The organism is Streptomyces sp. NPDC060184, from assembly GCF_042728795.1.
In the GTDB taxonomy this organism is placed as follows: Bacteria; Actinomycetota; Actinomycetes; order Streptomycetales; family Streptomycetaceae; genus Streptomyces.
Genome location: NZ_JBHWYX010000009.1, coordinates 1 through 23,754, shown reverse-complemented (window position 1 = coordinate 23,754; position 23,754 = coordinate 1). Strand labels below are relative to the sequence as shown.

The following is a 23,754-nucleotide window of genomic DNA, read 5'->3' as shown; positions in this document are numbered from 1 at the left end:
GGGCGTGTTGCTGAAGTCCCGCCTGTCCCGCCCGCCGTGCGGACGGCGGCCCCTGCCGAAACCCGCCCTACGCGGAACGGAAGTGGTGGTACCGGTGGTGGGTCGCGAAGCCCATCCGGTCGTACAGGGCGATCGCCCCGGCGTTGTCCTCCTCCACCTGGAGCCAGGCCGCCGAAGCGCCCTCCGCCAGCGCGGTACGCGCCAGCGCGGTCATCACCGTGGTGGCGAGGCCCCGGCGCCGGTAGTCCGGGTTCACCTCTATCGCCCCGAAGCCTGCCCACCGGCCGTCCACCACGCACCGGCCGATCGCCGCGGGCGCGCCCGCCGGGTCGTCGCCCGGCACCGTCGCGAACCAGACCGACGGGCCCTGGGACAGCACCCGGAGCATCGGAGCCGAGTCCGCTCCGGCGCGGTGGTAGCGCTCCAGCCACCGGGCGTCGGCCGTCCGCTCCAGCAGCACCCGGGAGACGTCCGCGTCCAGGTCACCGACCGGGGCCAGCGCGGCGATCCGCACCTCGGCGGAGACCTCGCGCCGCCAGCCGTGCTCCTCCAGCTCGGCGCAGAGCACCTCCTGGGTGTCGGCGGCCCCCGTTCCGGCCTGGACGTAGGCGGGCAGGCCGCGCTCCGCGTACCACCGCGTCGCGTGCGCCAGCGCGTCGGCGACCGGCATCCCCGGATCGCCCAGCGGAAGGACCGAGTTGGCGCGACGGGTGAAGCCGCTCGCGGCGCGCAGCTCCCACTCGCCCAACGCCTCGCTCTCCACCGGCTGCCAGGCGCGGGCCGTCACCCGGGTGAGTTCCGCGAACGTGGCCGCGGGACCGGGGCGGCGGGCCGGGGCGGGGGGAACGACCTTGCCGGCGACGAGCGTGGATTCCGCGATGTGGACGCCCTGTCCGCTCCTGGGTGTGATCCGGAGCACGCCCGCGTCCCAGGATGTGAGAACCCCGACGGTGTCCGTGAACCCGGCGCCTTCGGCGCCACCCTCGCAACGACGGCGGACGGACACGCGTTTTCCCACATCAGCCTGGGTAATACGGACCTCAAGGCGTCCGCCGACGGTGAATTCCACGGCTCCTACCGCCCCTCCTGTTCGGATCGTGCTGAACTACGGAGATACTAGGTGAGGGCATCATCGACGCCGCGCTCCCGCGCGAGAGCCAACGCCCTACCGAGGAGGAACGACAGCGTGACCTACGTCATCGCGCAGCCTTGTGTCGACGTAAAGGACAAGGCCTGCATCGAAGAGTGCCCCGTCGACTGCATCTACGAGGGCCAGCGGTCCTTGTACATCCACCCGGACGAGTGTGTCGACTGCGGTGCCTGTGAGCCGGTCTGTCCGGTCGAGGCCATCTTCTACGAGGACGACACCCCCGAGGAGTGGAAGGACTACTACAAGGCGAACGTCGAGTTCTTCGACGACCTCGGCTCGCCCGGTGGCGCTTCCAAGCTGGGGCTCATCGAGCGCGACCACGCCTTCGTGGCCGCGCTGCCGCCCCAGAACCAGTAACAAACCGCCGCAGCCGCGCCGCAGCCAGAACCACGCGGCAGCAGATGTGGCGCCCGGTCCCGTACGGCTCGTCACCGTGCGGGACCGAGGTGTTTTCCCCCGTACGAGAAAGCAGAGTTCCGTGTCCTCAGCACTCTCCTCCCGCCTCCCGGAATTTCCCTGGGACCGCCTCGCGCCCCACAAGGCCACCGCCGAAGCCCACCCCGACGGCATCGTGGACCTGTCCATCGGCACCCCCGTCGACCCGGTGCCCGAGGTGATCCAGAAGGCGCTCGCCGCGGCGGCCGACAGCCCCGGCTATCCGACGGTCTGGGGTACGGGAGAGCTGCGGGACGCGCTCAGCGGCTGGGTGGAGCGGCGCCTCGGCGCGACGGGCGTCACCCACCACCACGTCCTGCCGGTCGTCGGCTCCAAGGAACTCGTGGCCTGGCTGCCGACCCAGCTCGGCCTGGGCCCCGGCGACAAGGTCGCCTTCCCGGAGCTCGCCTACCCGACGTACGAGATCGGCGCCCGGCTCTGCGGCGCGGAGGCCGTCACCTACGACGACCCGACCACGCTCGACCCGGCCGGACTCAAGCTCCTCTGGCTGAACTCCCCGTCCAACCCGACCGGCCGCGTGCTCTCCGGCGAGGAACTCACCCGGATCGTCGCCTGGGCCCGCGCCCACGACATCCTGGTCGTCAGCGACGAGTGCTACCTGGAACTCGGCTGGGAGGCCGAACCGGTCTCGGTGCTCCACCCGGACGTCAGCGGCGGCTCGTTCGACGGCCTCGTCGCCGTCCACTCGCTCTCCAAGCGGTCCAACCTGGCCGGATACCGCTCGGCGTTCATCGCGGGCGACCCGGCCGTCCTCGGCGAACTGCTCCAGATCCGCAAGCACGGCGGCATGATGACCCCCGCCCCGGTGCAGGCGGCCACCGCGGCGGCCCTCGCCGACGACACCCACGTCAACGAACAGCGCGCCCGCTACGCCGACCGGCGCGCGGCGCTGCGTTCGGCCCTGGAGGGCCACGGCTTCCGCGTCGAGCACAGCGAGGCGAGCCTCTACCTCTGGGTGACCCGCGACGAACCCTGCTGGGACACCGTGGCGTACCTGGCCGGACTCGGCATCCTCGTGGCGCCCGGCGAGTTCTACGGCCCGGCCGGAGACCGCTTCGTGCGGGTCGCGTTCACCGCGACCGACGAGCGGATCGTGGCGGCCGTGAAGCGGCTGACCGCCTGAACCACAGGGCCCGACCACGCCGGGGGGCCTGATCACGCCGAGGGGCCACGGGACCGAGTCCCGTGGCCCCTCGGCGTCACTGGTGTCCTGCGGGTACGCGGCCGGTTCAGCCGCCGAGCGGCAGGGCGCCGGCGATCTTCTCCACGGGCAGCGAACCGCCGGTCGCCTTGTTGGCGGCGCCACCGAGGACCTCGGCCGTCTGGCCGGTGGTCTTGCCGGCCTTGTCCTTGGCCTCGGGGGCGACCAGCTCGCCCGCCTGGTTCACCGTCTTCGCGGCGACCGGGACGGCCGTGCCGACCAGCTTGCCGCCCGTCTCGTTCAGCGTCTTCGCGCCCTGCTGGGCGGTGCTGTCGAGGGTGCTGCTCAGGTGCGTGCTGTCCAGCTTGGTCAGGCCGCCCAGGTCCGGCGTCTGCGGGAGACCCGCGGCGTTCGCGGCACCGGCCGCGCCGATCACCGGAGCGGCGGCGGCGATCAGCAGGGCGGCGCGGGCGATGCGGCGGGTCAGGGGGAGGGACATGATGCTCCTTCGGCGGGAAGTTCGGCAGTGCTCGTCCGGCGTTCCGGACGGACTGATCAACTGCGCCGGGGGCGGGGGAGGTTGCGGTGGCCCGAGGTAAAGAGTCGGCAATGCGTCGGATTATCCGCACCCCGGACGCAGGGGCGGGACGCACCCGTCCGGGCCGCCCGGAGTACCGTCACTTCCCTGCTGCCGCAAGGGAAACGGTGCGCCCGCCCGGTGCTCCGGGCCGGCGTGCGGGCGCTCCGGCGGCAGACGCCCGGGATGGCCCCTGCGGGGGATCGGCCGCGCTACTGTGCGAGGCGCATCCGGACCTCGCCGCTGTCTGAATCTGCCGCATCCGCCGCTTTCGTCGCTTCCTTCGATCCCGCCTCGTCCGCGCGCCACCCCGTGCCCGGGGTCCACACCCGGCCCGCGTAGCGGATCTCGTCGATGCCGAGTTCGCCGGAGCGGGCGACCGCCCAGAGCGCCACCGACCAGCCCCGCCGCGCCCCCGTCGCCGCGTCGGTGGAGCCGGTGGAGTCGGTGGAGTCGGTCGCTCCGGTGCTGGACGCGTCGCCGCCGTCGGTCCCACCGGCGTCCGCCGGCTCCGCCCCGCCCGTCGCGCGCTCCGCGACCGGAACCGCCACCGTCCGCGCCGCAGGAGCCGCGGACTCCTCGGCCGGCAGGACCCCCTTGCCGAAGTCCCGTACCAACTCGGTGCGGAGCCGGTCCGGATCGCCCGGCGCCGCGGCCGTCGCGGTGACCGGCGCCGCGCAGTTGAGCGCGGCGGGCATCCGCCCGGTCAGCGCGGACGCCAGGAGTATCGCGTCCGGCTCGTGCTGCGCGTACGCCTCCGGGAAACCGCTGCGCTGCACGCGCTGCGCCGCCTCCGTCAGCGGCAGGTCCTGGTAGCCGCTGATCTTCGCGAGGTGCTCGTAGAACTTCCCCGACGCGTACACCGGGTCCTGGATCTGCTCCGCACTGCCCCAGCCCTGCGAGGGGCGCTGCTGGAAGAGGCCGAGGGAATCCCGGTCGCCGTAGTCGATGTTGCGCAGCTGCGACTCCTGGATCGCGGTCGCCAGCGCGATGGCCACGGCCCGCTCCGGCATCCCGTGCGCGGCCCCCACCGCGGCGATCGTCGCCGCGCTGGCGGCCTGGTCGGCGCCCATCTCGTACGTGCGTACCCCGGCGTCCTTCGTGCCGTCGTCGTAGCGCACCTCGCAGCCGGTCAGCAGGTCCTTGCTGCCGGAGAGGTACTGCACGGCGAGATAACCGGCCAGCGCCGCGAGCACGACGAACGCCGCCAGCACTTGGTAGACGCGGCGGCGGCCGGAGCGGCGGCCGGAGGGGGAGGAGAGTGTCGTCCGAGGCACGGGCATACCGTACTGGAGGGTACGGCCGGGGCCGAGATCCGTGCCGCCACCGGAACGCCCGCCCGGAACGCCCCCGGCGAGGCCGCGCCCTCCGGAGTAATAGGGTCGGAGCCATGGCCGAACGCACGCTTGACCTCGCTCTGGACGCACCCGCACTCACCGCCCGGCTCGTCGACTTCCCGTCGGTGAGCGGTCAGGAGAAGGACCTGGCGGACGCCATCGAGGCGGCGCTGCGCGCCCTGCCGCACCTGACGGTCGACCGGCACGGCAACAACGTGGTCGCCCGCACCCACCTCGGCCGCCCCGAACGCGTCGTCCTCGCCGGTCACATCGACACCGTGCCCATCGCCGACAACGTGCCCTCCCGGCTCGACGAGAACGGCGTCCTCTGGGGCTGCGGCACCTCCGACATGAAGTCCGGGGTCGCCGTCCAGCTGCGGATCGCCGCGACCGTCCCCGAACCCAACCGCGACCTCACCTTCGTCTTCTACGACAACGAAGAGGTCGCCGCCCACCTCAACGGCCTCGGCCACGTCGCCGCCGCCCACCCCGACTGGCTGGAAGGCGACTTCGCCGTCCTCCTGGAGCCCTCCGACGCCCAGGTCGAGGGCGGCTGCCAGGGCACCCTGCGCGTCATCCTGCACACCGAGGGCGAACGCGCCCACTCCGCCCGCAGCTGGATGGGGTCCAACGCCATCCACGCCGCCACCCCGATCCTCGCGGCGCTCGCCGCGTACGAACCGCGCCGCCCGGTCATCGACGGCCTCGAATACCGCGAGGGCCTCAACGCGGTGAAGATCGAAGGCGGGGTCGCCACCAACGTGATCCCGGACGCCTGCACCGTCACCGTCAACTACCGCTACGCCCCCGACCGCACCGCCGAGGAAGCCCTCGCGCACGTCCGCGAGGTCTTCGCCGACTGCCCCGTCACCGAGTTCACCGTGGACGACCACTCCACCGCCGCCATGCCGGGCCTCTCGCACCCGGCGGCGAAGGCGTTCATGGCGGCCGTCGGCGGCACCGCCCAGCCCAAGTTCGGCTGGACCGACGTCTCCCGCTTCGGCGACCTCGGCGTCCCCGCCGTCAACTACGGTCCCGGAGACGCGCTCTACGCCCACAAGCGCGACGAACACGTGGCCACCGCACGGATCACCCACTGCGAGGAACGCCTGCGCTCCTGGCTCACCAGCTGACCCACGGCATTACCCCGCTCGTAACCTCGACCGATCTAGGCTGACGGGGAACAGCCACAACGCAGGTCGGTGGAGGGAGCAGTCATGGGCAACCCGGAGGACGCGCGGATTCCCGAGCACGCCGAAATTCCCGAGGGCGCGGTCAAGCCCGAGGAACAGCGGCTCGGCCCGGTGCTGCGCCGCAGGGAGCAGGTACAGCCCGGCACGACCGATCAGCGGCTGCTGGACTCCGAGGACGACTCGGAATGGGTGCACACCGACCCCTGGCGGGTCATGCGGATCCAGTCCGAGTTCGTCGAAGGGTTCGGGGCGCTCGCCGAGCTGCCCAGCGCCATCAGCGTCTTCGGCTCCGCCCGCACCGCGGCGGACACCCCGGAGTACGACGCCGGGGTACGCATCGGCCGGGCACTCGTCGACGCGGGCTTCGCCGTCATCACCGGCGGCGGCCCCGGCGCGATGGAGGCCGCCAACAAGGGCGCCAGGGAGGCGAAGGGGATCTCGGTCGGACTCGGCATCGAGCTGCCCTTCGAGTCCGGGCTGAACCCGCACGTCGACATCGGCGTCAACTTCCGCTACTTCTTCGTCAGAAAGACGATGTTCGTGAAGTACGCCCAGGGGTTCGTCGTCCTCCCCGGCGGCCTCGGCACCCTGGACGAACTCTTCGAGGCGCTGACCCTCGTGCAGACCGGCAAGGTCACCCGGTTCCCGATCGTGCTCTTCGGCTCCGCCTACTGGAGCGGTCTCGTCGACTGGCTCCGGAACACCGTGGTCGCCCAGGGCAAGGCGTCCGAGAGGGACCTGCTGCTGTTCCACGTCACCGACGACGTGGACGAGGCGGTGGCCCTGGTGACGAAGGAGGTCGGCCGTTAGGTGGTGTCCGGCGGATCAAGGTCGGACACCACCTGGGCCCCTCCCCGGGGTTTTCCCGGTGAGCCCCGGCCGTCCGGCCCCTCCCGGGCCGGACGGCCGGGGCCCGGGAAGCCCGAGCGCGGCGCACGCCTCACGCCAGCCCGCGCCGCGCCACCGCGGGCGGCCGGTGACCGGCGATCGACGCGACCATGTCCAGCACCTGACGCGTCTCCGCGACCTCGTGCACCCGGTACACCTGGGCCCCCAGCCACGCCGACACCGCCGTCGTCGCCAGCGTCCCGATCACCCGCTCCTTCACCGGGCGGTCCAGGGTCTCGCCCACGAAGTCCTTGTTGGAGAGCGAGACCAGCACCGGCCAGCCGGTCGCCGTCATCTCGTCGAGGCGGCGGGTGGCCTCCAGCGAGTGCCGGGTGTTCTTCCCGAAGTCGTGACCGGGATCGATCATGATCCCGTCCCGCCGCACTCCCAGCGCGACCGCCCGCTCGGCCAGCCCCAGGGTGACCCGCAGGATGTCCGCCATCACGTCCTCGTACTCCACCCGGTGCGGGCGGGTACGCGGCTCCGCGCCCCCGGCGTGGGTGCACACCAGCCCCGCGCCGTACCGGGCGGCGACCTCCGCCAGCTTCGGGTCCACCCCGCCCCACGCGTCGTTCAGCACGTCGGCGCCCGCCTCGCAGACCGCCTCGCCCACGTCGTGCCGCCAGGTGTCCACGCTGATCACCACGTCCGGGTGGCGGCGGCGGACCTCCGCGACGAACCCGACCGTGCGCCGCGCCTCCTCCTCGGCGGACACCTCCTCGCCCGGTCCCGCCTTCACGCCGCCGATGTCGATGATCGCGGCACCCTCCGCGACCGCCTGCTCGACCCGGGCGAGCGCCGGCTCGTCCCGGAACGTGGCGCCCTGGTCGTAGAAGGAGTCGGGGGTCCGGTTCACGATGGCCATGACCACCGGTTCGCGCGGACCGAATTCCCGCCGTCCCAGCCTGAGTGGACCGCTTCGCATCCCGTGTTCCTCCTCGTTGGTCGCTCGCACCGGACCTTGCACCCCGGCCGCCCCGATGCGGCATGATCCAGACGAGAGACCCTAACCGCCGGCCTTGACCGTCACTGCCGCATGGCACGATCGGACCCGGACCGATTCCCGCCCTCTGGGGAGGCGCACGTGTTCTTCTTCCTGCTGCTCGCGATGGTCGTGGTCGTCGCCGCGGTCACCCTTGCCGTGGTCGGCGGGGGCGACCGCACGGTGCTCCAGGACACCGCGCCCGAGTTCCCCACCGACCCGCTGCCGGTGACCCGGCCCCTGGTCACCGCCGACATAGAGCACCTCCGGCTGCCGATGGCCGTACGCGGCTACCGCATGGCCGACGTCGACGAGGCGCTCGACCGGGTCGCCGCCGAGCTCGCCGAGCGCGACGCCCGGATCGCCGACCTGGAGTCGGCGCTCGCCGGAGCCCTCACACAGGGCGCGCCCGGCCCCGACCTCCACAAGCGGCCCACCGACAACAAGCCCGGCGACGAGGACGGAGAGACCCGATGAGCGGCGGAGCCGAACCGGGCCCGGACGGCAGGCTGCGCTGCCCCTGGGGCCTCAGCACCGAGGACTACCTCGCCTACCACGACACCGAGTGGGGACGGCCGGTCCACGGCGACGACGCGCTCTTCGAACGCCTCTGCCTGGAGGCGTTCCAGTCCGGCCTCTCCTGGCTGACGATCCTGCGCCGCCGGGAGGGCTTCCGCGCCGCCTTCGCCGGGTTCGAGATCGCCGAGGTCGCCCGGTTCACCGACGCCGACAAGGAACGGCTCCTCGCCGACGCGGGCATCATCCGCAACCGCGCCAAGATCGACGCCACCCTCGCCAACGCCCGGGTGCTCGCCGAGTGGGCCCCCGGCGAGCTGGACGCGCTGATCTGGTCCTACGCCCCCGACCCGGCCACCCGCCCCGCCCCCCGGAAGCTCGGGGACGTGGCGGCCGTCACCCCGGAGTCCACCGCGCTCGCGAAGGCGCTGAAGAAGCGGTCCGTGCGCTTCGTCGGCCCGACCACCGCGCACGCCCTGATGCAGGCGTGCGGTCTGGTGGACGACCACCTCGCCGACTGCGTGGCGCGGGGCGCCAACGGCTGAGACCGGTCTCCCGGCCGCCCCCCGCGCGCTGCCACCGGCCGACACCGGTCTCCCGGTCTCCGGGGCTCCGGGCCGCCCGGCGGGCGGCCCGGACCGGCCTCACTTCCCGAGGTACCGCGGCTTCTCCTTCGCCAGGAAGGCCTTCACCGCGATGGTGTGGTCCTGCGAGGCGCCCGCCTTCGTCTGGAGCTCGTCCTCCTTCTCCAGCGTCTCGGCCAGGGTGTGCCCCGCGCCGTACGCCATCGACGCCTTCAGCGCCGCGTAGGCCACGGTCGGCCCGTCCGCCAGCGCGCGCGCCACCGACGCGGCCTCGGCCGCGAGGTCCGCCGCCGGGACGACCCGGTTGACCAGGCCCAGCTCGTACGCCTCCGCCGCCGTGATCGACCGCGGGAAGAGCAGCAGGTCCGCGGCGCGGCTCGGCCCGATCAGCCGGGGCAGCGTCCACGACATCCCGGAGTCGGCGGTCAGCGCGACCCCCGCGAACGAGGTGTTGAAGGAGGCGGTGTCGGCGACCACCCGGTAGTCGGCCGCGAGCGCGAAGCCGAAGCCCGCCCCGGCGGCGACCCCGTTCACCCCCGCCACGACCGGCTTCTCCATCTCGGTGAGGGCGCGCACGATCGGGTTGTAGTGCTCGCTCACCGTGCTCAGCGCGTTGCCGCCGCCCGTCTCCTGCGCGGTCGCCAGCGAGGCGATGTGCTCCTTCAGGTCCTGGCCGACGCAGAAGGCGCGCCCGGTGGCCGTGAGGAGGACGGCGCGCACCGAGGAGTCGCCGGCGGCGGCGCGCAGCGCGTCCCGCAGCGCGACCTTGGCCGCCGTGTTCATGGCGTTCATCGCGTCCGGCCGGTTGAGGGTGATCGTCGCCAGCCCGTCGCTCACCTCGTAGAGCACGGTGCTCGCCAGTTCCTCGGCCATGGTGGTGTCCCCTCGCTGTCCTGGTTCGGTGCTTCGCCAGGCAAGCATGGCCGACGCCCCGCCGGGCCGACATGTGACCTGCGTCTAACGATTGGCTCTCACCTCGGGCCGCGAGGGGGCGAAGTATCGCAGCCGGATCGCCGAATTGGGTGGTTTTGGTGGTGTGCGTTGCGCAAGCGATGCCGATCGATGTTGGTCATCGGGGTGTCGCATGCGGGATAATGACCTGGAAGCAATGTGTTCGATGCCGGTGAGGCAGCGCCTGTCATGGGGCCGCCGGTTGCGATTGAGCTGGTTTCAGGAAGGGGAACGAGCATGGCGGCCATGAAGCCGCGGACGGGCGACGGCCCGCTCGAGGTGACAAAGGAGGGGCGGGGCATCGTCATGCGCGTTCCGCTCGAAGGCGGCGGTCGGCTTGTTGTCGAGCTGACTCCGGACGAGGCAGACGCGCTCGGCGACGCGCTCAAGAAGGTTGTCGGCTGACCCTCCTGCGTGCCCACACTTCACTTCTGCCCCGGCACGGACACCCGTGCCGGGGCAGAAGCGTGTCCGGGGCCGTATACGAAAGGGGCGCGCGGCCCGCGGCGGTGAGCGGCCCCCGATCCGGTCCGGGGCGTACGGCTCAGCCGCGGCGGACCGCGCAGAGCAGCCCGTCGCCGACCGGCAGCAGCGTGGACATCAGCTCCTGGCTCTCCCGCACCGCCCGCAGCAGCTCCCGGATGCGCTGGACCTCCGCGGGCTGCGCCGCCGCGTCGACCGTACGGCCGTCGGCGAAGACCCCCTCGAAGCAGACGACCCCGCCCCGGCGGAGCAGCCGCAACGATTCGGCCAGGTACTCCAGGCTCTCCAGCCGGTCGCCGTCGCAGAAGACGAGGTCGTACCCGCCGTCCGCGAGGCGCGGCAGGACGTCGAGCGCGCGGCCGGGGATGAAGCGGGACCGGTTGGTGGCGAAGCCAGCGGAGCGGAACGCCTCGCGGGCGAACTGCTGGCGCTCCGGCTCGGGATCGACCGTGGTCAGCACCCCGTCCGGGCGCATCCCGTTCAACAGGTAGATGCCGGACACGCCCGTACCCGTGCCGATTTCCGCCACCGCTTTGGCGTCCGCCGCGGCGGCGAGCAGCCGCAGCGCGGCCCCCGTGCCGGGGGAGACGGAGCGGATCCCGAACGACCTGGACCGCTCGCGGGCCAGGTACAGAGCCTCGTCCTCGGGGACAAAGGCGTCGGCGAACGCCCAGCTCGTCTGCCGGTTGGCGGTAATGACCCTCTCCTGTCCCCGTAGTTGGCGCAACGGTGACTGTATCCGCTGCGCAGGGGAACCCGCAGATGGGACCGGACGTTGGGGAGGGAGAGGGGAAAGCGCCCGAAGGGGGCCCGCGGATCGGGCCCGCCGGACCGGCGAGAGCAGGCCCCGGGCATGGCCCGGCCCCTCCGAAAAAGGCTTATACGGAGCTAACGGGCGAGGTGGCTATGGTAGGGGCTCCACTGGACACCACCAGAGCCGACAGGGGAGGTGCGGCTGCGCCTGGGGATCGGGGAGGAGCGCTGCGGCGCTTTCTCAGGTCGGCGGGTGAGCCGAAATCCGTGACCAACACCGCTGACCGTTCTTCCAACGATTCCGCAACGACCGCGACCTTCGCCTCCGACACGGAATCCCCGGCGTGGACCCCGCCCTCATGGGAAGAGATCGTCAGCACCCACAGCGGTCGCGTGTACCGACTCGCGTACCGGCTGACGGGCAACCAGCACGACGCGGAGGACCTCACCCAAGAGGTGTTCGTCCGCGTCTTCCGGTCGCTGTCGACCTACACCCCCGGCACCTTCGAGGGGTGGCTGCACCGCATCACCACCAACCTCTTCCTCGACATGGTCCGCCGCAAGCAGCGCATCCGTTTCGACTCCCTGGGGGACGACGCGGCCGAGCGGCTGCCCAGCCGTGAGCCGTCGCCGCAGCAGGCGTTCAACGACACCCACTTCGACGCGGACGTGCAGCAGGCGCTGGACACCCTCGCGCCCGAGTTCCGTGCCGCCGTGGTGCTCTGCGACATCGAGGGACTGAGCTACGAGGAGATCGCGGCGACCCTCGGCGTCAAGCTGGGCACCGTGCGCAGCCGCATCCACCGGGGCCGTTCGCATCTGCGCAAGGCGCTCAAGCACCGGTCCCCCGAAGCCCGTGCCGAGCAGCGCTCCCTGGCGGGCGCGGTCCTCGTGGGGGAGGGCGGAACGGCGTGACCCCCACAGGCCCCACCCCTGCCGAGCAGCACTTGGGGGACCGGCTCGCCGCCCTGGTCGACGGCGAGCTCAAACACGACGCCCGCGAACGCGTCCTGGCCCACCTCGCCACCTGCGCCCGCTGCAAGGCGGAAGCCGACGCCCAACGGCGGGTCAAGTCCGTGTTCGCGCAGACGGCTCCCCCCGCACCCAGCGAGGGCTTCCTCGCCCGCCTCCAGGGCCTCCCCGGGGGCACCGGCGCCGACAACGGGTTCGGGAGCGGGCCCTTCGGTCCCGACGGCCGGCCGGTCGACGACTACCGCCTCCCCGGTGGCCCCGGCGGACGGCGGACGGAGCAGGGCCCCTCGCCGCTGGACGGCTTCGGCTACCTCCCCACCACGCACGGAGCGGGTTCCGTGCTGCCCGGCGGTGCCGCCGGTTCCGCCTTCCCCCTGCACGGGGTGGCCCGTGAGGCCGACCGCTCCCCCTGGCGCGCCCGCCGGTTCGCGTTCGCGGCGGCCAGCGCCGTCTCGCTGGCGGCGATCGCCCTGGGCGGAGCCGTCCCGGTGGACGACGCGTTCGACGCTCCGCTGCGCGCCGAGGGCGCCGGCGCCGCGGCGACCCCGCTCGACGCCGACGAGCGCGCGGCGAGCGGAATCGCCTCGGCCAGCCGGGGCAGTTCCCAGGGCGGCGCCCTCTCCGTGGAGGACCGTTCCGGCATCGCCTCCACCTTCGCGGCGTCCTCCGCACCGGTGGGGCTCACCGCCGCCACCGCGCCGGTCCTGTCCGGCACCGGTACCGACACCCTCCTCGGGGCCGGGCGGGCCTCCGCGCAGCCGACGCGGAACGTCTCGCTGGCCGCGCTGATATGCCCCCGCACGGCGTCCCCGCTCCTCGCGCCGCTCTTCCCCGCCGAGGCCGCGCAGCCGAGGGTCACCGCGTCCGCCACCGGCGCAGCCGCCCCGTCCCCCTCGGCCCCGGCGCCGTCCGCCGCGTCCTCCGCCGCCCCGTCCCCGTCCCCCTCCGCCACGCCGCTGTCGGCCCTGTCGTCACCGCAGCAGACGCTGCGCTGACCTCCCCCGCGCCGGTCCTGCCCGGCGCGGGACCGGCGTCCCCGGGGGCCCGCACCGACGGGCCCGTCACCGGCTCCCCAAACCTGGTTGAATTCCGGTCGGAGCGCTCCGGGGAGGGCGCGCGGAGGCCACGTGCGGGGAGAGTATGGACGAGGGAAAGCCCACCGGACCGAAGCCGAAGTGGTGGAGCCGCCCCGCCACGGGCCCCGCGCCCCTCGCACCGGAACCCGCACCGGCCGCCGACGGCCCCGCACCGGTGGCCGACGCACCCGCCGCTCCGACGACCGGCGCACCCGCGCCGACCGTCCCGGAGGTCCCCGGGCCCCGTACCCCGGGAGCCGCGCGCCCCTTGCACGAGCCCGACGAGTACGGCACCCCGCCCTACGGCGGCCCCGGCCCCTGGGCGCCCGCCCCGCCGGTCCAGCACCCCGCCGCGACCCCCGCGCACGGCACCCCCGCACCACCGGCGTACGCGACGCACACGGCGCACCCGGCCCCCACGACCCATGCGGCGGCCCCCGGCACACCGCCGCCCTGGCAGACCTACGACCCGTGGGCCGCGGGCTCCGCCGGGCAGCCGCTGATCCGGACCGTCCCGGGGACCTCCGGGATCGTCCCGGCGGCGGGACGACCGGGCGGGCGGCGCGGGTCGCTGCTCGTCGGAGCCGTACTCCTCGCGCTGGTCGCGGGCGCCGTCGGGGGCGGGGTCGGCGCCTACGTCGAACGGAACGGCGGCCTCACCACCGTGCACCTCCCGCAGGCCGACGGCGTCCCCGCCGGACGGGCACCGGACAGCGTCGCCGGGATCGCCGCGAGCGCCCTGCCGGGCGTGGTCACCCTGCACGTCAGCGGCGCCGAGGAGTCCGGCACGGGCACCGGGTTCGTCCTCGACGACCAGGGCCACATCCTCACCAACAACCACGTCGTCGCGCCCGCCGGTCCGTCCGGCGACATCACCGTGACGTTCAGCGGCGGCGAGAGCGCCGTCGCCGAGGTGGTCGGCAAGGACAGCGGCTACGACCTGGCCGTGGTCAAGGTCAGCGGGGTCTCCGGGCTGACGCCGCTAACACTCGGCAACTCCGACGACGTCGAGGTCGGCGACCCGGTGGTGGCGATCGGCGCCCCGTACGACCTGTCGAACACCGTCACCTCCGGGATCATCAGCGCCAAGCAGCGCCCGATCACCTCGGGCGGCGAGGAGGCCGGCGCCACCGACGTCAGCTACGTCGACGCCCTCCAGACCGACGCGCCCATCAACCCCGGCAACTCCGGCGGCCCGCTCCTCGACGCCCGGGCGCAGGTGATCGGCATCAACAGCGCCATCCGTGCCGCCGACACCGGCTCCTCCGGGTCCGGCGCCCAGGCCGGGTCGATCGGCCTCGGCTTCGCCATACCGATCAACCAGGGCAAGCGCGTCGCCGAGGAGCTCATCAACACCGGCAAGGCCACCCACCCGGTCATCGGCGTCACCCTCGACATGGAGTACCTGGGCGACGGCGCGAAGGTGAACACCCGGGGCGAGGGCGGTTCCGCCGCCGTCACCGAGGGCGGCCCCGGCGACCTGGCGGGCATCCGGCCGGGCGACGTCATCACGGCGGTGGACGGCGTACGCGTCCACAACGGCGAGGAGCTGATCGTGAAGATCCGCGCCCACCGCCCCGGAGACCGGCTCGGCCTCAAGCTCACACGCGGGGGTAAAGAGCTGTCCATGACTTTGACCCTGGGGTCCGTGACCGGCACCTGAACGTCCACGCGAGGTACCGTCCGTACAGCTTGGCCAGGTACCGTTTGCACGGCCGGACTTTCCGGCCGTGCCGGTGGGAGACCACGCGACGAACACGCGGAGCACACGAGGAGCGGCAAAGTGTTCAACGACATAGGCGCACTTGAGCTGCTTACTCTCGGGATTCTCGCCGTCCTGGTCTTCGGCCCGGACAAGCTGCCGAAGGTCATCCAGGACATCACGCGCACGATCCGCAAGATCCGCGAGTTCTCGGACAGCGCCAAGGAAGACATCCGCTCCGAGCTGGGCCCGCAGTTCAAGGACTTCGAGTTCGAGGACCTGAACCCGAAGACGTTCATCCGCAAGCAGCTGATGGACGGCGAAGACGATCTCGGTCTCAAGGAGATCCGCGAGAGCTTCGACCTCCGCAAGGAGATCACCGACATGACGGACGCCGTGCACGGCCGCGAGAGCGTGGCCTCCGCGGCAGCCGCGACGGTGGCCTCGGCCGGTTCCGACGTGGGTGCGCTGACGAAGTCCCCGGCCGCCGACCCCCTGGCGAAGACGGACCCCCTGGCGAAGGCGGACCCCCTGAAGAAGGCCGCTCCGGCCGCTCAGGACGACCGTCCGCCGTTCGACGCCGACGCCACCTGAGACCCGTCATTCCCGGCTCGTCCGGACGGTATGGCTATTCTCCATCTGTCCGGTTGCGAGGATGCCCGAGCCCGCGGGGGGCGGGCCGCTCCGGATCTGAGATCGAGGAGGCGGCCGGGCAGATGGAGACCACGAGTCGGGTTGACACGGATGGCACGCCCAGCACGGACACCGCGGAGGCGGAGGGGGTGCCCTCGGCCCGGCCTGCGGTCGTCGACGGCTATCTGCAGGCGTCCTTCCCCTGGTACGCGCTGGACGAGGCGTTCACCGGTCCGCGCCGGCTGACCCCGGTCGGCCGCGCGGCGGACGGCACCGTCCAGCACGGCGCGATCGGCCACGGCGACGAGCCGCTGGCACGCCCCGACGCGGGCCCCGAGAAGGAGCGGTTCGCCGTCGTGGTGACCGTGGCCAGCAGCCCCGTACGCGGCAGCGGCGACGGCACCGGGACCCTGGAGGCCACCACGGTGTCCACGGCGGCCTGGCTGGCCGGCTCCGGGCTGCTCGCCTGCACCTGGCCGCAGCAGCTCGACCACGGCCTGCGCGACGACTGGCTCGACCAGCAGACGGAGATCGCGTTCGAGCTCGCCGACGAGCTGGACGAGGCGCCCTGGTCGACGCTCTCGCTGCCGGTGGACGGCGTACCGGTCGAGTTCCACTACCGCGAGTCCGAGTTCGGCTGGGTGCTGGCCGGGTCAGCGAAGGGCGTGCACCTCGGCGCGTACGGGCGGGGGATGAGCGCGTACGGGCTGGGCTTCTCGGCCGTCGAGGACGTCGCCGCCTACGCTGCCTGAGCCGTACGCGTCACGACGGAGGAGCCGGGCGGTCCGTGCGGAACGGACCGCCCGGCTCCTCGGGCGTCTCAGAACTTGTTGCGCGGGGTGATGCCCAGCGACATGCCGGACAGGCCGCGCTGACGGCCACCCAGCTTCTCGGCGATCGAGCGCAGCGCGCGCCCGGCGGGGGAGTCCGGGTCGGAGAGCACGACCGGCTTGCCCTCGTCGCCGCCCTCGCGGAGCCGTACGTCGATCGGGATCGAGCCGAGCACCGGCACCTCGGCGCCGACCGTCTTCGTCAGACCGTCGGCCACCCGCTGCCCACCGCCGCTGCCGAACACGTCGACCATCTCGTCGCAGTGCGGGCACGGCATGCCCGACATGTTCTCCACGACACCGGCGATCTTCTGGTGCGTCTGCACCGCGATCGAACCGGCCCGCTCGGCGACCTCGGCCGCCGCCTGCTGCGGGGTGGTGACGACCAGGATCTCGGCGTTCGGCACGAGCTGCGCCACCGAGATCGCGATGTCACCGGTGCCCGGCGGCAGGTCGAGCAGCAGGACGTCGAGGTCGCCCCAGTAGACGTCGGCGAGGAACTGCTGGAGCGCGCGGTGCAGCATCGGGCCGCGCCAGACCACCGGGGCGTTGCCCGGGGTGAACATGCCGATGGAGATGACCTTCACGCCGTGCGAGGACGGCGGCATGATCATGTTCTCGACCTGGGTGGGCCTGCCGTCCGCACCGAGCATGCGGGGCACGCTGTGGCCGTAGATGTCCGCGTCCACCACGCCGACCTTCAGCCCGTCGGCCGCCATCGCCGCCGCGAGGTTGACCGTCACCGAGGACTTGCCGACGCCGCCCTTGCCGGACGCGACCGCGTAGACACGGGTGAGCGAGCCCGGCTTGGCGAACGGCACCTCGCGCTCGGCGGTACCGCCGCGCAGCGCGCCCGCCAGCTCCTTGCGCTGCTCGTCGCTCATCACGTCGAGGGTGACCTCGACCCGCGAGACGCCCTCCACCGCGGCGACCGCGTCGGTCACGTTCCTGGTGATGGTCTCGCGCATCGGGCAGCCGGAGACCGTGAGGTACACCGTGACAGCCACCACACCGTCAGGATCGATCTCGACCGATTTCACCATGCCGAGTTCGGTGATCGGGCGGTGGATCTCCGGGTCGTTCACTGTCGCCAGTGCTTCGCGCACCGCGTCTTCCGTAGCCATACGACGATGTTACGGCGCGCGACGCTACGCGCGGGTAGCCCCTCAGCGGTCGCCTTCGTCACTCTCGTGCGGAAGGAGGACGCGCCGGTCCTCCAGATCCCTCATGAGGTCCTCCAGCTCCGAGCGGATCCAGTCGCGGGTGGCGACCTCGCCGAGCCCCATCCGCAGCGCCGCGATCTCCCGGGTGAGGAACTCGGTGTCGGCGATGGACCGCTCGTTCTGCTTGCGGTCCTGCTCGTGGGTGACCCGGTCCCGGTCGTCCTGCCGGTTCTGCGCGAGCAGGATCAGCGGCGCCGCGTACGAGGCCTGGAGCGAGAGCATCAGCGTCAGGAAGATGAACGGGTACTCGTCGAACCGCAGGGCGGTCGGCGCGAAGATGTTCCAGAGCACCCAGACGACGATGATCAGCGTCATCCAGACGATGAACCGCCCGGTGCCCAGGAAGCGGGCGATCCGTTCCGAGAACCGGCCGAACGCCTCGGGGTCGTACTCCGGAAGGAGCCGGCGGCGCGGCGCCCTGGGCTGGTCCAGCCGGAACCTGGGCGGGCGCACCATCCCGGACGAACCGGTGGACGCCGCCTTCGCGCGCTCATCGGCTGCCACGGGCGATCCCCTCCTCGCCGTGGAAGTCGGTCTCCCGCCAGTCCTCCGGCAGCAGGTGGTCCAGCACGTCGTCGACGGTCACCGCGCCCAGCAGCGAACCGCTCTCGTCCACCACGGGCACCGAGACCAGGTTGTACGCGGCCAGGTAGCTGGTGACCACCGCCAGCGGGGTGTGCGGCGGCAGCGGTACGAGGTCGCTGTCCACGATCGAACTGACCAGCGCGAACGGCGGGTCCCGCAGCAGCCGCTGGAAGTGGACGGTGCCGAGGTACTTGCCGGTGGGCGTCTCGTCGGGCGACCGGCAGACGTACACCTGGGCGGCGAGCGCGGGGGAGAGGTCCGACTGCCGCACCCGGGCGAGCGCGTCCGCGACGGTGGCGTCCGGGCGCAGCACGATCGGCTCGGTCGTCATCAGACCGCCCGCCGTCCGGTCCTCGTAACTCATCAGCCGCCGCACGTCGGCCGCGTCGTCCGGGCGCATCAGCGTCAGCAGCCGCTCCTTGTCCTCCTCGGGCAGCTCGGAAAGGAGGTCCGCCGCGTCGTCCGGGTCCATCGCCTCCAGCACGTCCGCCGCGCGCTCCTCCTTGAGCTTGCCGAGGATCTCCACCTGGTCGTCCTCGGGCAGCTCCTCCAGCACGTCGGCGAGCCGGTCGTCGTCGAGGGCGGCGGCCACCTCCGCCCGGCGCTTGGGCGTCAGATGGTGCAACGCGTTGGCGACGTCGGCGGGACGCAGCCGCTCGAAGGTGGCGACCAGGTTCTCCGCCCCCTGCCCGTGCTCCTCCAGGGCGAAGCCGCTGACCGCCGACCAGTCGACGGTCAGGGTCTCGCCCTTGCGGCGCAGCGCCCCGCCGCGCCCCTTGCGGACGAAGTACTTGTCGATCTCCCAGTCGCGGCGGGCCGGCAGCTGGTGGATGGCGACGTCGAGGATGGTGACCTCCTCGCCGGTCTCGGCGAGCGTCACCCGCCTGTCCAGGAACTCACCGAGCACCAGACGCTCGGTGGGGCGCTGCTCGAAGCGGCGCATGTTGACCACGCCGGTGGTGATGACCTGGCCGGACTCCACGCCCGTCACCCGGGTCATCGGCAGGAAGATGCGCCGCCGGCTCACCACCTCCACCACCATGCCGAGCAGCCGCGGCGGCCGGCCGCCGACGCGCAGCATCGCCACCAGGTCGCGGACCCGGCCGACCTGGTCGCCGGTGGGGTCGAAGACCGGCACCCCGGAGAGGTGCGAGACGAAGACCCTGGGCGCGCCCGATGCCATTGCGCACCCCTTCCGTGCCGGTTGCCGCGAGCAGTGCCCGACGCGGCCCCTTCACGGCCCGTCAGGGGCGTCGGTGACGCCGGTATGCCGGATTCAGGCTAGCCCGTCCCCCTGCGTACCGCTCCGTACCGGCCCCGGAGCACGCCCGGACGGCTCCCTTCCGGACGGCGCCCGAACCCCGGGTACGCTGCCGCTTGCCATCCCACACGCATGACGAGAGGCAAGTACGCGTGACCTCCTACGCTCCCGCCGTACGGGCCCGCCGGACCGCGCTCGCCGTGGTGCTCGGGGCGCAGCTCGCCCTGGGCCTCACCGGCTGCGCGGGCGACGACCCCGACGCGGGCACGAACGGAATCGGCAAGCTCTCCGCCGAGGAGATCGACACCCGGGCCAGAGCCGCCGCCGACGCCGCCACGGCTGTGCACCTCGCGGGCACCCTCATCAGCAAGGACGGCAGCTACACCCTCGACATGCGGCTCAACGCCGACGGCGGCACCGGCTCCGTCACCTCGAAGGAGAACACCTTCGCCGTGCTCCGGGTCGGCGACGACCTCTACCTCAAGGCGGACGCCGCCTTCTGGAGCGCCGAGCAGGACGGCAAGGGCGCGGCGGGCACGGGCGAGGACGGCGACGCGGAGGCCGCCGAGAAGCTCGACGGCAAGTACGTCAAGGTCCCCGCGGACGACCCCACGTACAAGCGGCTGCGCGGCTTCACCGAGAAGGACACCCTGCTCGACGGAGTGCTGTCCCTGCACGGCACCGTCAACAAGGGCGACCGCGACAGGATCAGCGGGGTCCCCACCATCCAGATCCTGGGCGGGAAGGGCGAGGGCGGCGCGCTCGACGTCGCGCTCAAGGGCACGCCCTACCCCGTCAGGGTGGCGCGCGGCGGCGGAGGCGGCACGGTCACCCTCGCGGACTGGGGGCGCTCCTTCGAACTGGCGGCCCCGCCCGAGGACGACACCGTCGACTACGGCGGCCAGCTGCCGAAGACCTCCGGCTGACCCGTTCGTACGGTCGGGCCGCGCACCGGTCGGCGGACTTCCGGCCGGTGCGTGCGCGACGGGACCCGTTCGGGTGGCGGCGGGTACCGGGGGCCGGTCCGGTGGCGGCGTGCGTCGGGGGCCGTGAGGATGACGTGAGGCGGGGCACCGCGGTCCGAAACCCGCCCGCATCCGAGGAAGGGCCCCGCATGACCACACAGAACGCGATCGACTGGCCGGAGAAGTACCTGCCCGGCACCACCGACAACTTCGTCTCCAACGAGGTGGTCGTCCACGGCGTGAGTGCCACCCGGGTGTGGAGCCTCCTCGTGGACACCTCGACCTGGGAGTCGTACTACGACAACGTCGCCGACATCTCCTTCCCCCGGGGCGGCGGGCCCGAGCTGAGGAAGGATCTCTCCTTCAGCTTCGGCACCTTCGGCTTCCCGCCCCTGGACGCCCTCGTCGTCGAGTTCCAGGCCCCCGCTCCGGACGTGCCCGGACGCCTGTCGTGGACCGCGGTGCAGCACGGCACGCCCGAGGAACAGCTCGACGTGCTGCACGCCTGGCTCGTGGAGGACCTGCCGGGGGGCCGGGTCCGCATCCTGACCCAGGAGTCGCAGATCGGACAGCCTGCGGCGGCGCTCGCCGGGGAGCGGCCGAACCCGATGCTCAACGGGCACCAGGCGTGGCTGGACGGTCTGGTCGGCGCCGCGTCCGGGCGGCCGGCCCGCTGAGCCGCCCCCGGCCACCGACCGGGCGGGGCATCGCTGCGGTTGCCGTGCTCAGCCCGCGCGGCGGCGCTTCTTCCTCAGCAGCAGGCGGGGGAGGCCGGCCGGTACCGGCTCCCGGGTGATCGCCGGGGTGTCGAGCGGGCGGGCGGCGAGCGAGTCGTCCGGCAGGTCGGTGGTGTGCGTCACCGGCGTCAGCCGCACCACCCGGCAGTCGGCGGCCCAGCGCTCCGTCAGCCGCTCGGCGTCCGGCGCGTTCAGCCGCTTTCCCTTGAGCTCCGCGACCGCCGCCTCCCACGCCTCGGAGTGCGGGGCGAGTTCGGCCACCTCGGCGGTCCACGCGACGATCCGGCCGCCCTTGTCCTTGCTGCGCACCGTCACCCCGGCCCGCGCGCCGTCCGCCAGGCCGTCGGGGAGCGGCTGCTCACCGGGGCCGCCGACGAGCAGCGCCGCGCCCTCGTGCCAGACGTGCCAGAGCGCCCGGGCGGCGCCGGAGGCGCGCACCCAGATCAGGCCGGACTTCTTGGTGGCCTCCTCGACGAGGGCCTGCCCGAGCAACGAGTCAGCAGTCATGGCGAAGAGCCTAACGGCCCGCCGTCCGGGCCCTGGTGGGCCGGTGGGACGCGGGCCGGACACGGCCTACAGCCAGCCGTTGCGCTTCAGCGTCCGGTGGATGGAGAAACAGACCACCGCGATGACGCCCAGCACCATCGGGTAGCCGTACGTCCAGCGCAGCTCCGGCATGTGGTCGAAGTTCATGCCGTAGACCCCGCAGATCATCGTGGGTACGGCGACGATGGCGGCCCAGGACGTGATCTTGCGCATGTCCTCGTTCTGGGTGACGGTCGCCTGCGCCAGATTGGCCTGGAGGATCGAGTTCAGCAGCTCGTCGAAGCCGAGGACTTCCTCCTGCACCCGCGCGAGGTGGTCGGCCACGTCGCGGAAGTACTTCTGGATGTCCGGGTCGATCAGCCGCATCGGCCGCTCGCTCAGGAGCTGCATCGGCCGCTGGAGCGGCGAGACGGCTCGCTTGAACTCCAGTACCTCACGCTTGAGTTGGTAGATGCGCCCGGCGTCGGTGCCGCGTGCGCTGCCCTTCGTCGGGGTGGAGAAGACGTCGATCTCGACCTCGTCGATGTCGTCCTGCATCGCACCCGCCACCGCGATGTACCCGTCCACCACGTGGTCGGCGATGGAGTGCAGCACGGCGGACGGCCCCTTGGCCAGCAGCTCCGGATCGTCCTGGAGGCGGTGGCGCAGCGCGCGCAGCGAACCCTGGCCGCCGTGCCGGACGGTGATCACGAAGTCCCGGCCGGTGAAGCACATCACCTCGCCGGTCTCGACGACCTCGCTGGTCGCGGTGAGCTCGGCGTGCTCGACGTAGTGGATGGTCTTGAAGACCGTGAAGAGCGTGTCGTCGTACCGCTCCAGCTTCGGCCGCTGGTGGGCGTGGACCGCGTCCTCCACCGCCAGCGGGTGCAGCCCGAACTCCCGTGCGATGACGGCGAATTCGGCTTCGGTGGGCTCGTGGAGCCCGATCCAGGCGAAGCCGCCGCCCTCGCGCACCCGCAGCATCGCCTCGTGCGGGGTCTGGCAGGCGGACGCCTCCATGCGGCGGCCGTCGCGGTAGACCGCGCAGTCCACCACGGCGCTGGAGGCGGACGGGTCGCGGGTGGTGTCGTAACCGGTGTGCGGGGAGGGGTTCTTGCGGAGGCTGGGCCGCAGGGAGGGGCGCACGGCGGCGCGCAGGTCACGGATCATGGACATGGCTGGCTCCTACACGAAAGGGCCGTGCGGTGCGCGCAGGCGGAACAGCCCGGAATGGAGACGTGTGCACCACGTCCGCAAAGCGGGCGGCACCGCGGAGCGGTGGCGACGGCGTTCGCTACAGACAGGCGAAAACGGGATGCTCTTCCGTCGTGCGACAAGCCACGAGCCCTGACCGAGAGGGCTTAAGAAATCACCGGGACGCGGTGGAGGCGGAAGAGCGCTTGGTACTGCACGGTCGACTTGGATCCATGGCAGTCCCCACCTCCTCCGGCCGGTCCCCCGTGGGGGACGACGTGCTGTCGGGACTTCAGGGGGCGCCGCGTCGCGCGCTGTCCCGACCGGCGGCCAGGCTATCAGCCCGGCCAAGGGTCAATCCCTTACTTTGCCCGTTCGATACGCGTTCTATGCTCGCGACATGGAAGAAATTCTCGCGCTCGTCGAAGCCCGGCTGTGCACCGCCCTCGGGGAGCCGGACGCCCGTGCCGCCGTGACCTTCCTGGGCACGGACCGCATCGAAGTGCTGCGCTTCCTCGACGGCGACGTGGTCCGCTACGCCACCCTCGGCATGTCCGCCCAGCCCATGGCGGACCCCACCGCACCGCTCGCCGATCCGGTGAAGGGCCCCCGCGCCGAGCTGGTCCTCTCCGTGCGCGCCGGGCTCGCCGCCACCGACCAGGTGCTCCGCCCGCTCGCCGTACTGGCGGCGTCCCCGCAGGTCGAAGGCGTGATCGTGGCCCCCGGCGCCTCCCTCGACCTGGGCGACCCGCTCTGGCCGTCCGCCCCCTTCTCCTCGGTGCTGGTCGCCGAGTCCGGCGGGCTGGTGGAGGACCTGGAGCTGGACGCGCCGATGGACCCGGTGCGCTTCCTGCCGCTGCTCCCGATGACCGCGAACGAGGCCGCCTGGAAGCGTGTCCGGGGCGGCCAGGAGCTCCAGGAGCGCTGGCTCTCGCACGGTACGGACCTGCGGGACCCGCTGCGTACCTCCGTACCGCTGGACTGAGCCGCAGACGTACGAGGAGGGGCCCCCCGACCCGCGGGGCCCACCACGTACGTAC

26 protein-coding genes are annotated in these 23,754 nt (G+C 72.7%); 15 read left to right on the top strand and 11 right to left on the bottom strand.

Translation table 11 applies throughout. The annotated features are described in order from the left end of the window. Positions 1–67 precede the first annotated feature (67 nt). Positions 68–1,069: a GNAT family N-acetyltransferase gene (locus ACFWEE_RS08195; RefSeq protein WP_386887482.1), complete on the bottom strand. Its 1,002-nt coding sequence runs from the start codon at positions 1,067–1,069 to the stop codon at positions 68–70. Between the two features lie 117 nt (positions 1,070–1,186). Here ACFWEE_RS08195 and fdxA point away from each other — a divergent pair, with 117 nt between their 5' ends. After that, a complete protein-coding gene (fdxA, locus tag ACFWEE_RS08190) occupies positions 1,187–1,507 on the top strand; it encodes a ferredoxin (protein ID WP_065490770.1) in 321 nt (106 codons plus the stop codon). A 121-nt stretch (positions 1,508–1,628) separates the two neighbouring features. Further along, positions 1,629–2,729, top strand: a complete 1,101-nt coding sequence (gene dapC, locus ACFWEE_RS08185) for a succinyldiaminopimelate transaminase (protein WP_386887480.1) — start codon at positions 1,629–1,631, stop codon at positions 2,727–2,729. A 106-nt stretch (positions 2,730–2,835) separates the two neighbouring features. Here dapC and ACFWEE_RS08180 read toward each other — a convergent pair whose 3' ends face one another. Further along, positions 2,836–3,246, bottom strand: coding sequence for an ATP-binding protein (locus ACFWEE_RS08180; protein WP_386887478.1), 411 nt, complete (start codon positions 3,244–3,246; stop codon positions 2,836–2,838). A 290-nt stretch (positions 3,247–3,536) separates the two neighbouring features. Next, positions 3,537–4,607: a hypothetical protein gene (locus tag ACFWEE_RS08175; RefSeq protein WP_386887476.1), complete on the bottom strand. Its 1,071-nt coding sequence runs from the start codon at positions 4,605–4,607 to the stop codon at positions 3,537–3,539. Positions 4,608–4,714: 107 nt separating this feature from the next. On the opposite strand from ACFWEE_RS08175, the gene dapE reads away from it, so the two are divergent. Both dapE and ACFWEE_RS08165 read left to right on the top strand, forming a co-directional pair. Further along, positions 4,715–5,794 carry a succinyl-diaminopimelate desuccinylase gene (dapE, locus tag ACFWEE_RS08170; RefSeq protein ID WP_386887474.1) on the top strand — a complete coding sequence of 360 codons (1,080 nt, stop codon included), beginning with the start codon at positions 4,715–4,717 and terminating at the stop codon, positions 5,792–5,794. 84 nt (positions 5,795–5,878) lie between these two features. Then, positions 5,879–6,664 carry a TIGR00730 family Rossman fold protein gene (locus ACFWEE_RS08165; RefSeq protein ID WP_386887473.1) on the top strand — a complete coding sequence of 262 codons (786 nt, stop codon included), beginning with the start codon at positions 5,879–5,881 and terminating at the stop codon, positions 6,662–6,664. A gap of 130 nt (positions 6,665–6,794) precedes the next feature. On the opposite strand, the gene folP is transcribed toward ACFWEE_RS08165, so the two are convergent. Continuing rightward, the gene (gene folP / locus ACFWEE_RS08160) at positions 6,795–7,667 is read right to left on the bottom strand and encodes a dihydropteroate synthase (protein WP_386887471.1); all 873 of its coding nucleotides are present in this window, start codon (positions 7,665–7,667) and stop codon (positions 6,795–6,797) included. A gap of 159 nt (positions 7,668–7,826) precedes the next feature. Between folP and ACFWEE_RS08155 the strand changes: the two genes are divergently transcribed. Continuing rightward, positions 7,827–8,201: a DivIVA domain-containing protein gene (locus ACFWEE_RS08155; protein WP_386887469.1), complete on the top strand. Its 375-nt coding sequence runs from the start codon at positions 7,827–7,829 to the stop codon at positions 8,199–8,201. Next, entirely contained in the window at positions 8,198–8,785 is a 588-nt protein-coding gene (locus tag ACFWEE_RS08150) for a DNA-3-methyladenine glycosylase I (protein WP_386887467.1), read from the top strand. Before ACFWEE_RS08155 ends, ACFWEE_RS08150 begins: the two co-directional genes overlap by 4 nt. Positions 8,786–8,884: 99 nt before the next feature. Here the strand turns inward: ACFWEE_RS08150 and ACFWEE_RS08145 are convergent, their stop codons facing one another. Beyond that, on the bottom strand, positions 8,885–9,697 hold the full coding sequence (locus ACFWEE_RS08145; RefSeq protein WP_386887465.1) for an enoyl-CoA hydratase/isomerase family protein: 813 nt from the start codon (positions 9,695–9,697) through the stop codon (positions 8,885–8,887). Positions 9,698–10,012: 315 nt separating this feature from the next. Between ACFWEE_RS08145 and ACFWEE_RS08140 the strand changes: the two genes are divergently transcribed. After that, positions 10,013–10,180, top strand: coding sequence for a DUF3117 domain-containing protein (locus tag ACFWEE_RS08140; protein ID WP_003966491.1), 168 nt, complete (start codon positions 10,013–10,015; stop codon positions 10,178–10,180). Positions 10,181–10,319: 139 nt separating this feature from the next. Here the strand turns inward: ACFWEE_RS08140 and ACFWEE_RS08135 are convergent, their stop codons facing one another. Then, a complete protein-coding gene (locus tag ACFWEE_RS08135) occupies positions 10,320–10,985 on the bottom strand; it encodes an O-methyltransferase (protein WP_386887463.1) in 666 nt (221 codons plus the stop codon). A 179-nt stretch (positions 10,986–11,164) separates the two neighbouring features. Between ACFWEE_RS08135 and sigE the strand changes: the two genes are divergently transcribed. The 5 genes from sigE (at position 11,165) to ACFWEE_RS08110 (ending at position 16,146) form a co-directional block, all read left to right on the top strand. Next, on the top strand, positions 11,165–11,926 hold the full coding sequence (gene sigE / locus ACFWEE_RS08130) for an RNA polymerase sigma factor SigE (RefSeq protein ID WP_386887461.1): 762 nt from the start codon (positions 11,165–11,167) through the stop codon (positions 11,924–11,926). Beyond that, positions 11,923–12,978, top strand: coding sequence for a zf-HC2 domain-containing protein (locus ACFWEE_RS08125; RefSeq protein WP_386887460.1), 1,056 nt, complete (start codon positions 11,923–11,925; stop codon positions 12,976–12,978). Before sigE ends, ACFWEE_RS08125 begins: the two co-directional genes overlap by 4 nt. 145 nt (positions 12,979–13,123) lie before the next feature. Then, positions 13,124–14,722, top strand: coding sequence for a trypsin-like peptidase domain-containing protein (locus ACFWEE_RS08120; RefSeq protein ID WP_386887458.1), 1,599 nt, complete (start codon positions 13,124–13,126; stop codon positions 14,720–14,722). 120 nt (positions 14,723–14,842) lie between these two features. After that, on the top strand, positions 14,843–15,355 hold the full coding sequence (locus tag ACFWEE_RS08115) for a sec-independent translocase (RefSeq protein WP_386887456.1): 513 nt from the start codon (positions 14,843–14,845) through the stop codon (positions 15,353–15,355). Between the two features lie 122 nt (positions 15,356–15,477). Beyond that, a complete protein-coding gene (locus ACFWEE_RS08110; RefSeq protein WP_386887454.1) occupies positions 15,478–16,146 on the top strand; it encodes a hypothetical protein in 669 nt (222 codons plus the stop codon). 68 nt (positions 16,147–16,214) lie between these two features. Here ACFWEE_RS08110 and ACFWEE_RS08105 read toward each other — a convergent pair whose 3' ends face one another. Genes ACFWEE_RS08105 through ACFWEE_RS08095 form a run of 3 tightly spaced genes read right to left on the bottom strand, consistent with a single transcriptional unit; the run spans position 16,215 to position 19,215 of the window. Then, complete coding sequence (locus tag ACFWEE_RS08105; protein ID WP_386887452.1) at positions 16,215–17,348, bottom strand: Mrp/NBP35 family ATP-binding protein; 1,134 nt, start codon at positions 17,346–17,348, stop codon at positions 16,215–16,217. Positions 17,349–17,390: 42 nt separating this feature from the next. After that, positions 17,391–17,951 carry a DUF1003 domain-containing protein gene (locus tag ACFWEE_RS08100; RefSeq protein ID WP_386887450.1) on the bottom strand — a complete coding sequence of 187 codons (561 nt, stop codon included), beginning with the start codon at positions 17,949–17,951 and terminating at the stop codon, positions 17,391–17,393. Further along, complete coding sequence (locus ACFWEE_RS08095; RefSeq protein WP_386887449.1) at positions 17,938–19,215, bottom strand: magnesium transporter MgtE N-terminal domain-containing protein; 1,278 nt, start codon at positions 19,213–19,215, stop codon at positions 17,938–17,940. Before ACFWEE_RS08095 ends, ACFWEE_RS08100 begins: the two co-directional genes overlap by 14 nt. Before the next feature lie 230 nt (positions 19,216–19,445). On the opposite strand from ACFWEE_RS08095, the gene ACFWEE_RS08090 reads away from it, so the two are divergent. Both ACFWEE_RS08090 and ACFWEE_RS08085 read left to right on the top strand, forming a co-directional pair. After that, positions 19,446–20,219: a hypothetical protein gene (locus ACFWEE_RS08090; RefSeq protein ID WP_386887447.1), complete on the top strand. Its 774-nt coding sequence runs from the start codon at positions 19,446–19,448 to the stop codon at positions 20,217–20,219. Positions 20,220–20,407: 188 nt separating this feature from the next. Beyond that, positions 20,408–20,935 (top strand): SRPBCC domain-containing protein, encoded by a 528-nt coding sequence (locus tag ACFWEE_RS08085; RefSeq protein ID WP_386887445.1) that lies wholly within the window; start codon positions 20,408–20,410, stop codon positions 20,933–20,935. Between the two features lie 48 nt (positions 20,936–20,983). Here ACFWEE_RS08085 and ACFWEE_RS08080 read toward each other — a convergent pair whose 3' ends face one another. Then, positions 20,984–21,502: a hypothetical protein gene (locus tag ACFWEE_RS08080; protein ID WP_386887443.1), complete on the bottom strand. Its 519-nt coding sequence runs from the start codon at positions 21,500–21,502 to the stop codon at positions 20,984–20,986. 66 nt (positions 21,503–21,568) lie between these two features. Further along, entirely contained in the window at positions 21,569–22,696 is a 1,128-nt protein-coding gene (locus ACFWEE_RS08075) for a magnesium and cobalt transport protein CorA (protein ID WP_386887441.1), read from the bottom strand. Positions 22,697–23,114: 418 nt separating this feature from the next. Between ACFWEE_RS08075 and ACFWEE_RS08070 the strand changes: the two genes are divergently transcribed. Continuing rightward, on the top strand, positions 23,115–23,699 hold the full coding sequence (locus tag ACFWEE_RS08070) for a suppressor of fused domain protein (protein ID WP_386887439.1): 585 nt from the start codon (positions 23,115–23,117) through the stop codon (positions 23,697–23,699). Positions 23,700–23,754 lie beyond the last annotated feature (55 nt).